The organism is Bradyrhizobium yuanmingense (assembly GCF_025200905.1).
Lineage (GTDB): Bacteria > Pseudomonadota > Alphaproteobacteria > Rhizobiales > Xanthobacteraceae > Bradyrhizobium > Bradyrhizobium yuanmingense.
The window spans coordinates 6,854,317-6,868,228 of record NZ_CP104173.1 but is presented as its reverse complement, the minus strand read 5'-3'; the positions used below and the strand labels follow the sequence as shown (position 1 = coordinate 6,868,228).

Annotated in this window: 15 protein-coding genes; 9 read left to right on the top strand and 6 right to left on the bottom strand. The window is 66.3% G+C overall.

Features of this window, described 5'->3' with window-relative positions:
- Positions 1-146: 146 nt before the first annotated feature.
- The 3 genes from N2605_RS31835 to N2605_RS31825 are packed head-to-tail and all read right to left on the bottom strand — an operon-like array spanning position 147 to position 3,886.
- A complete protein-coding gene (locus N2605_RS31835; protein ID WP_225113052.1) occupies positions 147-1,673 on the bottom strand; it encodes an acyl-CoA synthetase in 1,527 nt (508 codons plus the stop codon).
- Positions 1,674-1,695: 22 nt separating this feature from the next.
- Positions 1,696-2,877 carry an ABC transporter substrate-binding protein gene (locus tag N2605_RS31830; protein ID WP_225113029.1) on the bottom strand — a complete coding sequence of 394 codons (1,182 nt, stop codon included), beginning with the start codon at positions 2,875-2,877 and terminating at the stop codon, positions 1,696-1,698.
- A 34-nt stretch (positions 2,878-2,911) separates the two neighbouring features.
- Positions 2,912-3,886, bottom strand: coding sequence for an NAD(P)H-dependent flavin oxidoreductase (locus tag N2605_RS31825; protein WP_225113030.1), 975 nt, complete (start codon positions 3,884-3,886; stop codon positions 2,912-2,914).
- 181 nt (positions 3,887-4,067) lie between these two features.
- On the opposite strand from N2605_RS31825, the gene N2605_RS31820 reads away from it, so the two are divergent.
- Entirely contained in the window at positions 4,068-4,955 is an 888-nt protein-coding gene (locus N2605_RS31820; protein ID WP_035996816.1) for a LysR family transcriptional regulator, read from the top strand.
- Here the strand turns inward: N2605_RS31820 and N2605_RS31815 are convergent.
- Positions 4,952-5,605 carry a DNA-3-methyladenine glycosylase family protein gene (locus tag N2605_RS31815; protein ID WP_225113031.1) on the bottom strand — a complete coding sequence of 218 codons (654 nt, stop codon included), beginning with the start codon at positions 5,603-5,605 and terminating at the stop codon, positions 4,952-4,954. The two genes, N2605_RS31820 and N2605_RS31815, sit on opposite strands and share 4 nt — an antisense overlap.
- 183 nt (positions 5,606-5,788) lie before the next feature.
- Here N2605_RS31815 and gluQRS point away from each other — a divergent pair, with 183 nt between their 5' ends.
- The gene (gluQRS, locus tag N2605_RS31810; protein ID WP_260344867.1) at positions 5,789-6,661 is read left to right on the top strand and encodes a tRNA glutamyl-Q(34) synthetase GluQRS; all 873 of its coding nucleotides are present in this window, start codon (positions 5,789-5,791) and stop codon (positions 6,659-6,661) included.
- A gap of 101 nt (positions 6,662-6,762) precedes the next feature.
- A complete protein-coding gene (locus N2605_RS31805) occupies positions 6,763-8,016 on the top strand; it encodes an ATP-binding protein (protein ID WP_260344865.1) in 1,254 nt (417 codons plus the stop codon).
- Here the strand turns inward: N2605_RS31805 and N2605_RS31800 are convergent.
- Entirely contained in the window at positions 7,943-8,836 is an 894-nt protein-coding gene (locus tag N2605_RS31800) for a YihY/virulence factor BrkB family protein (protein WP_035996826.1), read from the bottom strand. The two genes, N2605_RS31805 and N2605_RS31800, sit on opposite strands and share 74 nt — an antisense overlap.
- A 313-nt stretch (positions 8,837-9,149) precedes the next feature.
- Here N2605_RS31800 and N2605_RS31795 point away from each other — a divergent pair, with 313 nt between their 5' ends.
- The 6 genes from N2605_RS31795 to N2605_RS31770 all read left to right on the top strand — a co-directional run bounded on the left by N2605_RS31795 (position 9,150) and on the right by N2605_RS31770 (position 13,216).
- Complete coding sequence (locus N2605_RS31795; RefSeq protein WP_036020744.1) at positions 9,150-9,344, top strand: twin transmembrane helix small protein; 195 nt, start codon at positions 9,150-9,152, stop codon at positions 9,342-9,344.
- 2 nt (positions 9,345-9,346) lie between these two features.
- Positions 9,347-9,919, top strand: coding sequence for a cob(I)yrinic acid a,c-diamide adenosyltransferase (locus N2605_RS31790; protein WP_260344863.1), 573 nt, complete (start codon positions 9,347-9,349; stop codon positions 9,917-9,919).
- Between the two features lie 126 nt (positions 9,920-10,045).
- On the top strand, positions 10,046-10,795 hold the full coding sequence (locus N2605_RS31785) for an electron transfer flavoprotein subunit beta/FixA family protein (protein ID WP_109142244.1): 750 nt from the start codon (positions 10,046-10,048) through the stop codon (positions 10,793-10,795).
- Complete coding sequence (locus N2605_RS31780) at positions 10,795-11,739, top strand: electron transfer flavoprotein subunit alpha/FixB family protein (RefSeq protein WP_036020748.1); 945 nt, start codon at positions 10,795-10,797, stop codon at positions 11,737-11,739. The genes N2605_RS31785 and N2605_RS31780 overlap by 1 nt, the downstream gene beginning before the upstream one ends.
- 196 nt (positions 11,740-11,935) lie before the next feature.
- Positions 11,936-12,817, top strand: coding sequence for a 3-hydroxybutyryl-CoA dehydrogenase (locus N2605_RS31775; RefSeq protein WP_036020751.1), 882 nt, complete (start codon positions 11,936-11,938; stop codon positions 12,815-12,817).
- 204 nt (positions 12,818-13,021) lie between these two features.
- Positions 13,022-13,216: a glutathione S-transferase family protein gene (locus tag N2605_RS31770; RefSeq protein WP_036020754.1), complete on the top strand. Its 195-nt coding sequence runs from the start codon at positions 13,022-13,024 to the stop codon at positions 13,214-13,216.
- 4 nt (positions 13,217-13,220) lie between these two features.
- Here the strand turns inward: N2605_RS31770 and tlpA are convergent, their stop codons facing one another.
- A complete protein-coding gene (gene tlpA / locus N2605_RS31765) occupies positions 13,221-13,886 on the bottom strand; it encodes a thiol:disulfide interchange protein TlpA (protein WP_035996879.1) in 666 nt (221 codons plus the stop codon).
- Between the last annotated feature and the right edge of the window lie 26 nt (positions 13,887-13,912).

Genomic DNA, 13,912 nt, shown 5'->3' with positions numbered 1-13,912 from the left:
TCTTCGCGGCGTTTCCTCAGAGATCGAACGCTATACGGTTTCGCCGCCCACCAAAAGCCGCGGACCTGAGCGAGGCCGGCATGCGGCCCTGCCCGGACGGAATATGGCCCGGAATTCCGCACGTGCGGACGCGGCCGGAGAACGACTTAAGCGCCGGCCGGCCTGTGGTCCGCCCAATAGGGGTCGCGCAGCTTGCGCTTGAAGATCTTTCCGGTTGCCTCGCGGGGCAGCGCATCCAGGAACTTGACCTCCTTCGGCACTTTGAAGTTGGCCAGACGCTCGCGCAAGAAAGCCTGCACCGCGGCGGCCGAGAGCTGCTCGGCCCTGTCGGGCTCGATGCAGGCGCACAGCCGCTCGCCATATTCCGCGTCCGGGATGCCGAACACGGCGCAATCGCGCACGCCGGGCATCGCGATCAACACGTTCTCGATCTCGGCGGGATAGATGTTGACGCCGCCCGAGATCACCATGTCGCGCTTGCGGTCGCAGAGGAACAGATAGCCGTCCTCATCGAGATAGCCGACGTCGCCGACGCTGACGAGACCGTCGCGCCCGGCCTCGGCGCGCGCCTGCGCCTTGCCGTGATAGTCGAAATCCGGCACCGCGGTCTGGCGCATGTAGATCTCGCCGACCTCACCAGCATCGCAGAGGCTGCCGTCGTCGCGAAAGATCTTGACGATGCCACCTTCGATGGCGCGGCCGACCGTGCCGGGCTTCTTCAGCGCCTCTTCGGCCGAGTGCCAGACCGGGATGCCGGTCTCAGTCGAGCCGAAATATTCGTTGATGACCGGTCCCCACCACTCGATCATGGCCCGCTTCACCTCGGGCGGGCAGGGCGCCGCGCCGTGCACAACGAAGCGCAGCGACGACAGGTCGTAGCGCTGCCTGACCGCTTCGGGCAGGCGCAGCAGACGGACGAACATGGTCGGCACCATGTGGATATGCGTCACACGGTGGCGCTCGATCAGCGCCAGCAGCTCCTCGGCGTCGAACCGCGGCTGAAGCACGATGGTGCAGCCGTTGCGGAAGGCCATCATGCCGTAGGAATGCGGCGCCGAGTGGTACATGGGACCGTTGATCAGCACGACCTGGCCCTCGCGCGGCTTGATGCCGTAGGCGATCGCGCCGACCCGCTCGGAGGCGGCGGCCTGCTCCGGCGGCATCGGCATGCGCCGCACGCCCTTCGGCATGCCTGTGGTCCCCGACGTGTAGATCATCGCCGCGGCCCGGCGCGGCGGCTCCTCTGTTTCCGTGTGGCCGTCGCGCCAGCGGTCCCAATCGGTCAGGCCCGAAGAGACCTCGGTCAGCTCACGGGGAATGGCGAAGGTCGCCGCCAGCTCGGGCGGGGTTGCGACCACGAGCAGGCGGACCTCCTCCGGAATGCCGCCGCGGATTTGTGGCAGCAGGTCGGCGTGGCAGATCAGGATCTTCGCGCCACTGTCGGTCAGGATGTAGCGGACCTCCTCGGCCTTCAGGTGCCAATTGATTGGCACCACGGGGCTGCCCAGTGCGGCCGAGGCCGCGACCACCTCGAACAAGGCGAAGTCGTTGCGCAGCATCATGGCAACCGGTGCGCCTGCGGCAAGGTCGAGGGCGCGCAGCCCGCTCGCCGCGCGTCTGATGCGCGCCTGGATCTCGTCATGGCCGATCCGGCGTTCGCCGCTGATGATCATGGTCATTCCCATTCCGTTGGAGTCAGCGATCGTCCAGCACGTCGCCGAAGCCGACCCAGCTCTTGCCGTTGAAGCGCCGCAGCTGCAGCTGCTGGAACGGCAGATAGTCGTCGGCGGCGGTGCTGACGGATATGCCGGGCAGCAGCAGCGGCAGCTTCACCTCTTTCAGCGAGGCGGACTGGCGCATGATGTTGTCGCGGCTGAAATCGTCCTTGCACGCCTTCAGCACCGTCATCAGCAGCGTCGCGTAATGGTAGCCGGCCGCATAGTTGGAGTTGGAGAGATCCGCGTTCGGCATGTACTGCTTCATGAAGGCGAAATACTCCTTCACGCCGGGATCGCTGGCCCATTGCGGGTCCATCGTGTCCTTCTGGTTGCTCGACGAGATCAGGCCGACGGCGTTGTCGAGCCCGGCCGGCTCCAGGAACGAGATCGACGAGGCCGAGGTCGGCACGAAGAACAGCTCGGGCTTCCAGCCGAGCTCGGCGACGCCCTTGATCATCTGCGAGGTGAACTTGCCGAGCACGACGCCGAACAGCACGTCGGCGCCCGATGCCTTCAGGGTCGAGAGCTGCGAGCTGATCGTCGGCGCGCTGGTCTCGTAGGTCGCTTCCGCAACGATCATGCCGGCAGCCTTGTCGCCGAGCGCGCGCTTGAAGCCGGCGACGTAGTCGCGGCCGAAATCGTCGTTCTGGGAGAGGATGGCGATCTTGGCGCCCGGCTTGGTGCGCAGCACGTGCTTGGCATAGACCACGCCTTCGGATTCATAGGCGGCCATGCCGGGCATGGTCCATGGATATTTCTGCGGATCGGCCCATTTGGTCGCGCCGGAAAGCACGAACAGCTGCGGCACCTTCTTGCCGTTGAGGTAGCGATGCACGGCGCTGTTGGTGGCGGTGCCGAGCGAGCCGAACAGCATCAGCACCTCGTCCTGCTCCACCAGCTTCCGGGTCTGCTCGACCGTCTTCGGCGGCGAATAGGCGTCGTCCAGCGTGATGAACTTGATCTTGCGGCCGTTGATGCCGCCTTCGGCATTGATCTTCTCGAAGTACGCCTCCTGCGTCCGCCCGATCGCGCCGAAGCCCGAGGCCGGGCCGCTATAGGGCAGGGTCTGTCCGATGCGGATCTCCGTGCCTTCGGCGCGGGCGCTGTCCGTGGCGAGTGCCAGCAGGGACAGACCGATCAGTGCGGCTGCCAGCTTCATGATATCCTCCCGTTTGTCTTGTCAGTTGGAGACGTCAGGCGCTGACGCGCAGCAGGAAATCCTGCCTCGCCTGATCGAATTCACGCTTCATGCGGTCGACGAGCTCCGCGACGGGCGGGGCATCGGTGATCTGGCCGATGCCCTGGCCCGATCCCCAGATGTCGCGCCACGCCTTGGATTTCATGTTGCCGCCGGAGCCGAAATTCATTTTCGTTTTGTCTGCGGCGGGGAGGTTGTCCGGATCGAGGCCGGCGGCAGCGATCGACGGACCGAGATAATTGCCGTGCACGCCGGTGAACAGGTTGGTGTAGACGATGTCGTGCGCGGCGTGCTGCGTCAGCGCCGATTTGTAGGCTTGGTCGGCATTGGCTTCCTGCGTCGCGATGAAGCGCGTGCCCATATAGGCGAGGTCGGCGCCCAGCGTCAGCGCCGAGGCGATGCCATAGCCGTCGCTGATCGCGCCCGACAGCAGGACGGCGCCGTCAAACCATTGCTTGACCTCGCGCACCAGCGCAAAGGGCGACAGCGTGCCGGCGTGCCCGCCCGCACCGGCGCAGACCAGGATCAGGCCGTCGACGCCCTGCTCGGCCGCTTTGCGCGCGTGCTTGACGTTGATGACGTCGTGGAACACCAGTCCGCCATAGGAATGCGCGGCCTCGACGATCTCCGCCGGCGGCCGCAGCGAGGTGATGATGATCGGCGCCTTGTGCTTGACGCAGGTCTCCATGTCCTTCATCAGCCGGTCGTTGGAGGCATGGCAGATCTGGTTGACGGCGTAGGGCGCGACCTTCTTGCCGGGATTGCGCGATTTGTACTCGCCGAGCTCGTCTTCGATCCGGCTCAGCCATTCGCCGAGCTTCTCGACCGGACGGGCATTGAGCGCGGGAAAGGAGCCGACGACGCCCGCCTTGCACTGGGCGATCACCAGTTCCGGGCCGGAGACGATGAACAGCGGCGAGCCGACCACGGGCAGCTCGAGCGAATCCTTCAAGAGATTGGGCAGTGCCATCATGTCCTCCCGAAACGCGGCCCCGCCAGCGGGCGGATCACGAGGCGTTTCCGTTTTGATTGTCGCGCGGGCGGATGGGCCGCCCGTGGCCGCGGATTTGATCCCATTATAAGGTTGGACGGCGCCGCCCGGGCCGTTCAATAATGAACGGACGATCATTCAGGTATGAACAGGGCCGCCGATGGATTGGGACCTTTGCAAGACCTTCGTCGCGGTCGCCGATACCGGCAGCTTCACCGCCGCCGCCCGCCGCCTGCACACCAGCCATCCCACCGTCAGCCGCAAGATCGCGGCGCTGGAAGCCCAGCTCGGCACCAGATTGGTGGCGCGGGCTGCCGATGGCCTGGCGCTGACCGCGGATGGACGGACCTTGCGCGAGCACGCCGAGGCCATGGCGGCCGCAGCGCTGCGGGCCGAAACCGCAGTGGCGGCGGGTGGACACAAGGCGCGCGGCATCGTCAAGCTGTCGATCGGCGCGACGCTGGCCTCGCACTGGCTGATGCCGCGCTTGCCAGCCTTCCTGCGCGCGCACGATCATATCCAGCTCGAGATCATCACCCATCCATTTCCGGCGAGCGTGCGCCGGCGTGAGGCGGACGTGGTGCTGCGGCCCTTCGATACCGGGGAGGAGAACCTGGTCGGCCGCAAGATCGGCCGTCTCGGCACCGGCTTCTATGCCTCGCGCGATTATGCCGCCGGGCGGTCCCTGCCGGAAAGGCGCGGCGATTGGAAGGAGCACAGCGTCATCGGCTTCGCCGACCAGACGTCCAATGCGCAGCTTGCGCGCTGGAGCGACGTCGTCACGCGGCAGGCAAGGGTGGCGATGCGCTGCTCGTCCCAGGGGGACATGCTGGCGGCGGTCCGCGCCGGCATCGGAATCTCCGCGCTGTCGTGCTTCGTCGCCGAAGCCTATTCCGATCTCGTGCGCGTCGCCCCGCAGAAGCTCGCCAGCGTTGCGGATCTCTGGCTGCTGGCCCATCCCGACCTCGTCGAGCTGCCGGCGGTGCGCGCCGTAATCGAATTCGTCGCCGAATGCGCCCGGACCGACCGCGCGCGGCTGCGGGGTTAGCCCGATTCCGCGAGCACGCCCTCGCGCTTCTTCACCGCGCGGTAATAGCTCCACCACAGATGCGCCGCCGCACCGCGCAGCGGACGCCAGGGCTCGGCGATCGGCGCCATCTGCTTCTCCGTCGGCCGCGCCTTGAGGCCGAGGCCGATACGGATGCCTTCCTGCACGGCGAGGTCGCCGGCCGGCCAGGCATCGCCGTGGCCGAGACAGAACAGCAGGTAGAGGTCGGCCGTCCAGGGGCCGATGCCGGGCAGCGCGATCAGGGTGTGATGCGCCGCGTCGGCATCCTCCTCCGCGAGCACGTCGAGGTTCAGCCGCTGCGCGGCGATCTCGCGGGCGAGATGCTTGAGCGTCTTGATCTTGGCGGCGGACAGGCCGAGCCGCCCCAGCCGGTCGGCGCGGGCGCGGCGCACGGCGTCATGGTCGAACGGATCGAATGCGGCCGACAGCCGCCCCCAGATCGCCGCGGCGCTCGCGGTGGAGAGCTGCTGCCCGCAGACGATGTGCGCGAGCCCCGTAAACCCGGGCTCGCGCCGCCGCAACGCCGGCATGCCCGCGATCTCGAGCACGGGCTTGAGCCGCGGATCGCGCTTGATCAGCGCGTGGACGGCCTCTTCGAGATCGGACTGGGTTTCGAGGTGGATGGTCATGGCGGGCGGGTTCTCTCCAGCGTCATGGCGGGCTTGTCCGGCCATCCACGTCTTTCTCACCGCGAGGCACTGTGTAGCATGAGCGGTGGTCGTGGTGTTTGTTCGTGACGTTGACACCATCGGTCTGTGGTACCGAAGAACGTGGATGGCCGGGACAAGCCCGGCCATGACGAGATTCATGTGATGGCACCACCCGTTTTCCGATTCGCCCCGAGCCCGAACGGCTTCCTGCATCTCGGCCACGCCTATTCCGCGCTGCTCAATTTCGACCGAGCGCGCGAGTCCGGCGGCCGATTGCTGCTGCGAATCGAGGACATCGACGCGACGCGGTGCCGGCCGGAGTTCGAGGCGGCGATCTACGAGGATCTCGCCTGGCTTGGGATTGCCTGGGAGACCCCGGTGCGGCGTCAATCCGAACATCTCGCCGATTATCGCGCTGCGCTGGACAAGCTCTCTGCGCTCGGTCTCGTCTATCCCGCCTTCGAAAGCCGCGCCGAGATCGCAAGGCTGGTGGCGGCGCGCGAGGCCGGCCGGCCGTGGCCACGTGATCCCGACGGCGCGCCGCTTTATCCGGGCGAAGCCAAATCGCTCTCGGCTGACGCGCGCGCGCAGCTGATCGCCTCGGGCGCGCCCTATGCGCTGCGGCTCGACATGGCGGCCGCCTGCCGCCGCGCCGCCGGCCTGAGCTGGAACGAACTCGGCGAGGGGCCGGACGGCGAGCGCGGCATCATCCCGGCGCGGCCGGAGGCCTGGGGCGATGTCATCCTGGCCCGCAAGGAGACGCCGACCAGCTACCATCTCTCGGTGGTCGTCGACGACGCGCTCCAGGGCGCCAGCGAGATCGTGCGGGGCCAAGATCTGTTTTCCGCCACGGCGGTGCACCGCTTGCTCCAGGTTCTGCTCGGCCTGCCCGAGCCGGTCTATCGCCATCACCGGCTGATTCGGGATGAGGCGGGCCGGAAGCTGTCGAAATCGAGCCGCTCGACCGGTCTGCGCGAATTGCGTTCGGCCGGCCTCACGCCTGCCGCGATCCGCCGGCTGGTGGGATTAGGTTAAGTTTCTCTGGGGGTTAGGGAAACGTCGCCGTGACTCCGGGCGTTCCTCCGTGCCATGCTTGGCCAGCGCGGGGTTCGAAGAGGGTACTTCGAAGGGGATTCATGGCGGCGAAGACGCGTCCAGTGCGCACCACCCGGACGTCCAGGCGGCGGCCGCTTCGGAAGCGGCCCAAGGCGGCCGGCCATTTGCGCAAGCGCAGCACCAAGGCGGCTGCGCCTGATGTCGTCCAGGCGGCGCTGGCCGCGTTTGCCCATGAGGTCCGCACCCCCCTGACCGGCATTCTCGCGATCAGCGACCTGCTCGCGACCTCCGATCTCGGCGAGCGGGAGCGGCGCTGGGCCGACACCATCAAGGCCGGCGCCGAGCATCTGGCGAGCCTCGCCACGCTGTTCGTGGATGCTGCCAGAACGGAGAAGGGCGGCAGCACGCCGCGCCAGGATCTGTTCGATCTCAAGGCGCTCGCCCGCACCGCCGGCGATTCCCTGGCCGGCCGCGCCGCGGCCAAAGGTCTCCAGGCCAAGGTCGAGATCGCCGACAAGATCCCAGGGCTCGTGGTCGGTGATTCCGTCCGCCTGCGCGCCGCGCTTGAGAACCTGATCGACAACGCCGTGAAATTTACCGACCAGGGCGGAGTAGCCCTCGCCGTCGAGCCGTGGCGTCCCGCCAAAGGCAAAGCAAAGGGCAGGGTCGGCGTCGCTTTCGCCGTGTCCGACAGCGGCATCGGCCTGACCATGGCCGAGATCAAGCGGCTTTTCCGCCCGTTCACCCAGGCCAATGTCACCATCGCCGCACGCTTCGGCGGCGCCGGCTTGGGGCTCTCCTCGGTCAAGCAATTGGCGCGGGCGATGGGCGGCGACATCACCGTCGCTCCGCGCCGCGGTGGCGGCGCCACCTTCACATTGACGGTGTCGCTGGACTTGGCGGGACGGGGCAAGACCCGCAAGGCAAAGGACGGCAGCGAGCCCGAGGCGGCCGCTGCGCTTCGCGTTCTCAGCGTCGAGGACAATCCGTTCGGCCGCGTCGTGCTCAACACCATCCTGACCGAGCTCGGCCATCACGCCGAGTTCATCGGGCGCGGTGAGGACACCGTGAACCGGCTGGAGCAGGGCGCATTCGACGCGGTGCTGATGGACATGGTGCTGCCGGGCATCGACGGCATCGAGGCCATCCGGCGGATCCGCAGGCTGCCAACGCCGCTGGCTCGGATCCCGATCATCGGCGTGTCCGGCCGCGGCGAGGACGAGGCCGCCTCGCGCGAAGCCGGGGCCGACGCCTTCCTGGTCAAGCCTGTGTCTCCGAGGGCTTTAGCGACTGCGCTGCTTGAAGCGACACGCCGTGAGGAAGCCGCGACTTGATGATCGCGGCATTGAGCTCGCCGCCGTAAACGAAGATCGCGGCGATGAAATACAGAAACACCAGCGCGATGATCACCGAGGCGAGCCCCGCATACATGGTCACGTAGTTGTTGGCAAAGCGGGCCAGGTATTGGCCGAACACGATGCTGGAGATCAGTGACGCCACGATGGTGAAGACGATGCCGGGCAGTATCTGCAGGAAGCTGCGCCGTCCCGCCGGCAGCCAGGCGTGCAGGATGATCAGCGCCACCACCAGCGCGCCGATGGAGATGCCGTAGCGCACCCAGGTGAGGATGCTCTCGTTGGATTCGACGAACAGCGGAATGTGGCGCCGCGCCGCCTCGATAATGAGCGGACCGAGCACGATCAGGAACGCCATAGCGAGCGCCGTGAAGGCCGCAATGATCGTATAGGCAATCGACTCCAGCCGAAGCCAGTACCAGCTTCGCATCTCCACCACCGCATAGGCGCGGTTGAGCGCCACCCTGAGCGCCTCGACGCCGTTCGAGGCGAAATAGACCGACAGCGCCGCGCCGATGGTCAAAAGGCCGGTCCGGGTGGTGGTCAGCACGTCATGCACCTCGCCCGAGATCGAATCGGCGACCTGCTTGGGCCAGACCTGGAGCATCAGGCTGGCGGCCTGGTCGGCGAGTTCCTTGGAGCCGAAGAAGCCGGCGAGCGCGGTCAGCACGATCAGGAATGGGAACAGCGCCATCAGCGTCGAGAGCGCGATGTGGCTCGCGATCGCCCAGCCGTCATCGGCGAGGAACGTGTAGAACGCGTCCTCAACGACGCAGTAAATGTAGCGGATGGCTTTCACTTGGCACCTACACCGCTGCTCTCTCCCTCTGCACGTAGGGAGAGGCCAGGAGAACGAGCAATGGGCGCAAATCGAAAAATCATCGCGCTACCATCTGATATTCTTGGCCCAAAAGCCAGTTCGCGAAGCCCCCCTTTGTCATTCCGGGGCGCGCGCAGCGCGAGGCCGGAATCCATCTAGCCGCGGCGCAAGTGGCGCGATGGATTCCGGGCTCGAAGCGCCGGGTCTCGCTTCGCTCGATCCCGCCGCGTCGCCCCGGAATGACGAGCTGGGGAGATGGCGGACCGGCACACACGGTGTTATCTACCCTCAAATGGCATCTTTTCTGAGTACTTTCATCCTGCCGGCCGCAGCCGGCGCCGTGGCGCTGGTGCTGCTGCTCGGGCTCATCAACATGATGCGCGGCGGCTCGCCCAACACCTCGCAGAAGCTGATGCGTTGGCGCGTGCTGCTTCAGTTCGTGGCGATCATCGTCGCGATGCTCGCGGTCTGGGCGATGGGACGCTGATCATGGTGGTGCTGAACCGCATCTACACGAAGACCGGTGACGATGGCACGACGGCGCTCGGAACCGGAGAGCGGCGTCCGAAATACGATCTGCGAATCGAGGCCTATGGCACCGTCGACGAGACCAACGCGGCGATCGGCGTGGTCAGGCTCTACACCGCGGAGATGCCCGAGCTCGATGCGATGCTCGGCCGCATCCAGAACGATCTGTTCGATCTTGGTGCCGATCTCGCCGTGCCGGAGCGGGAAGGCAAGGCCGAGCGGCTGCGGGTGGTGGCGAGCCAGGTCGAGCGGCTCGAGCGCGACATCGACATGCTCAACGACAAGCTCGCGCCGCTGACCTCCTTCGTGCTTCCCGGCGGCACGCCGGCCGCGGTTCATCTGCATGTGGCGCGCACGATATGCCGCAGGGCGGAACGCGTGATCGTGGAACTGGCGGCCCAGCCGGGCGAGCCGGTCAGCGCGGCTGGCATCCAATATATGAATCGTCTGTCCGACTTTCTCTTCGTGGCCAGCCGGGTCGTGAACGGCAATGGCGCCGGCGACGTGCTCTGGGTTCCCGGCCAGAACCGCTGACCCATCGCGCTCCCGCATTTCAGAAGGCCAAAATTAGACCCGTTCGCGCGTTGACCGGGGCAGATCGGGCCTTTAGGTTCCGCGCCAGTTGATAACCCCCCTCCCAAATTGAGTGAAAGAGGATCGATGAAGGTCTTAGTGCCGGTAAAGCGGGTGGTCGATTACAACGTCAAGGTCCGCGTCAAGGGCGATGGATCGGGCGTTGAACTCGCCAACGTCAAGATGTCCATGAACCCCTTCGACGAAATCGCTGTCGAGGAAGCGCTGCGCCTGAAGGAAGCCGGCAAGGCCACCGAGGTCGTGGTGGTCTCGATTGGACCTGCGCAGGCGTCCGAAACGATCCGCACCGGTCTTGCCATGGGCGCCGATCGCGGCATCCTGGTGAAGGCGGACGGCACCGTCGAGCCGCTCGCCGTCGCCAAGATCCTGAAGAAGGTTGCGGACGAAGAGCAGCCGGGCCTGATCATTCTCGGCAAGCAGGCGATCGACGATGACTCGAACCAGACCGGCCAGATGCTGGCCGCGCTGCTCGGCTGGTCGCAGGCGACCTTCGCCTCCAAGCTCGAGGTCGAAGGTACCGACTTCAAGGTGACGCGTGAAGTCGATGGCGGTCTGCAGACCGTGAAGCTGAAGGGACCGGCGATCATCACCACCGATCTCCGCCTCAACGAGCCGCGCTACGCCTCGCTGCCCAACATCATGAAGGCGAAGAAGAAGCCGATCGCGGAGAAGACGGTCGCCGATTACGGCGTCGACATCGCCGCGCGCCTCGAAGTTCTGAAGACGGCTGAGCCCGCGGGCCGCAAGGCCGGCGTCAAGGTCAAGGACGTCGCCGAGCTGGTGTCGAAACTCAAGAACGAAGCCGGGGTGCTCTGATGACGACGCTTCTGATTGCCGAACACGACAATGCGTCGCTCAAGGACGCCACCAACAAGGCCCTGACCGCAGCCGCCGCGCTTGGCGCGGATGTCGAGGTGCTGGTCGCCGGCCAGAACGCCAAGGCCGCGGCGGATGCCGCTGCCAAGCTCGCTGGCGTGAAGAAGGTGCTGCTCGCCGATGGCGACCTCTACGCGCACGATCTGGCCGAGCCGCTGGCTGCGCTGGTGGTGTCGCTGGCGTCCGGCTATGACGCCATCGTCGCGCCGGCGACCTCGCGCTTCAAGAACGTGATGCCCCGCATCGCCGCTCTGCTCGACGTCATGCAGGTCTCGGAGATCACCAAGGTGGTCGCGCCCGATACCTATGAGCGCCCGATCTACGCCGGCAACGCCATCCAGACGGTGAAGTCGAAGGACGCCAAGAAGGTCATCACGGTCCGCACCTCGACCTTCGCCGCAGCAGGCGAGGGCGGCAGCGCCCCGGTCGAGACCGTGGCGGCGGCGGCCGATCCGGGCCTGTCGACTTTCGTCGGTGAGGAAGTCGCCAAGAGCGATCGCCCCGAGCTGACCTCGGCCAAGATCATCGTCTCCGGTGGCCGCGCCATGCAGAGCCGCGAGAACTTTGCCAAGTACATCGAGCCGCTCGCGGACAAGCTTGGGGCCGGTGTCGGTGCCTCGCGCGCCGCGGTCGATGCCGGCTATGCGCCGAACGACTGGCAGGTCGGCCAGACCGGCAAGGTGGTGGCCCCCGAGCTCTATGTCGCGGTCGGCATTTCCGGCGCGATCCAGCATCTGGCCGGCATGAAGGACTCCAAGGTGATCGTTGCGATCAACAAGGACGAGGACGCGCCGATCTTCCAGGTCGCCGACTACGGCCTGGTCGCCGATCTCTACCAGGCGGTTCCGGAGCTGACCGCCGAACTCGGCAAGCTCGGCAAGTAAAAGGCATCGAAAACACCGGCCGGAGGTATAAACTCCGGCCGGTGTTGCGTTTCAGAGGCGTTTTCTTTGGCGTGGGGCGCGCCTTGGAGGCGATCCAATCTAGGTTTCGAGCCAAGGTTCTGATTAAATCGGACCTCCCGGCTCGAGGGGAAAAGGCAGGGCGCGCCCCCCGCGCGCCGTTCCGGTGGATGACAATATGGCGGCAGTGATCAAGAAGGTCGGCGTGATCGGCGCGGGTCAGATGGGCAATGGCATCGCGCATGTCGCGGCGCTCGCTGGCTTCGACGTGGTGCTCAACGACGTTTCGGCCGACCGCCTCAAGTCGGGCATGGCCACCATCAACGGCAATCTGGCGCGTCAGGTCTCCAAGAAGGCCGTCACCGAGGACGACAGGGCCAAGGCGATTGCGCGTATCAAGCTAGCCGAGAAGCTGGACGATCTCGCCGATTGCGACCTCGTCATCGAGACCGCGGTCGAGAAGGAAGAGGTCAAGCGCAAGATCTTCCACGAGCTCTGCGCCGTATTGAAGCCGGAGGCGATCGTCGCCTCCGATACGTCCTCGATCTCGATCACGCGCCTCGCCGCCGCCACCGACCGCCCGGAACGCTTCATCGGCATTCACTTCATGAATCCGGTGCCGTTGATGGAACTGGTCGAGCTGATCCGCGGCATCGCCACCGACGACGCCACCTTCGAGACCGCCAAGGAATTCGTCGGCAAGCTCGGCAAGCAGGTCGCGGTCTCCGAGGATTTCCCGGCCTTCATCGTCAACCGCATCCTACTGCCGATGATCAACGAGGCGATCTACACGCTGTATGAAGGCGTCGGCAACGTCGAGGCGATCGACGCGGCGATGAAACTGGGCGCCCACCATCCCATGGGTCCGCTCGAGCTTGCCGATTTCATCGGGCTCGACACCTGCCTCTCCATCATGCAGGTGCTGCACGAGGGGCTGGCCGACTCCAAGTACCGCCCGTGCCCGCTGCTGGTCAAATACGTCGAGGCCGGCTGGCTCGGCCGCAAGACCCAGCGCGGCTTCTACGACTACCGCGGCGCCAAGCCGGTGCCGACGCGGTAAGGTGGTCTTGTGCCCCGGACGCAGCGCGGAGCGCTGCAGAGCCGAGGCCCAGGAGCCGCGCGCTGAAGGCTAGGTCCCGGCTCTGCGGTGCGTCACTTGCGTGCCGCCCCTTGTCCGGGACACGATTGCCCGTACTGCTCCATGACAATTCATGTCGCGTTAACCTCTCGCGCCTAGGTTACGGCCGGTACGAGGGTTCGCGTAATGGACATGATGGCAATGGTCAGCAGCATGCTGGCCGCACAGCAAGGCGCGCTGCAGTCGAATATCGCGGCGACGCTGACCAAGCAGAACGCGGATATGGAGAAATCCACCGTCCTGACGCTGCTCGGCACCGGCCAGCCCTCGCTCGCCAATGTCGCCCCCGGCGTCGGCGGCAATCTCAATGTGACGGCCTAAACCCTTAAAGCGCCGCGGCGGCCTTGCCGGTTGCCGCGCGGATCAGCTTGAGCGCGTCCTCACTCGCCCATTCCGCCGGCCCCGCGATCGTCGCGATTTCACACCCCTGCGGGTCGACCAGCACGGAGGTGGGCATGCCCAGTGCCCGTCCCACGGCCTTAAGATCCTGGAACACCTTGGCTTTGTGGTCGCTGAAATAGGCGAGCCGGGTCAGGTTGGCCTCTTTCAGGAAGGTTTTCGGCTTCTCCAGGTCGCGGGTGTCGATGTTGATCGCCACCACCTCGAAATTCGGGCCCGATAGCTTGCCCTGGAGCTCGTCCAGCGCCGGCATCTCCTTGCGGCAGGGCACGCACCAGGTGGCCCAGAGGTTCACCAGCAGGGTCTTGCCGCGGAAGTCGGACAGCTTCTTCGGCTTGCCCTCGGCATCCTCGAAGGTGAGGTCGGGCAGCTTCAGCGGGGCGCTCGCCATGGTCAGCGCCGCCACCTCGCCATGGGCGAGCGGGGCGATCTTCTGCGCCGTCGCCACCGCCGCCTTGCAGGTCGGATCGCCCAAGGGCGCCCGGCTCGGGCCGAGCCCGTACAGCGCGGCGAAGCCGGCCAGCCCGACGATCGCCACGGCGGCGATGACGAAGGGGATGCGGCGCGTGGCGGAGGGCTTCTGGTCGAGCATATCGTTTGTCATCCGGTCGCAGATAT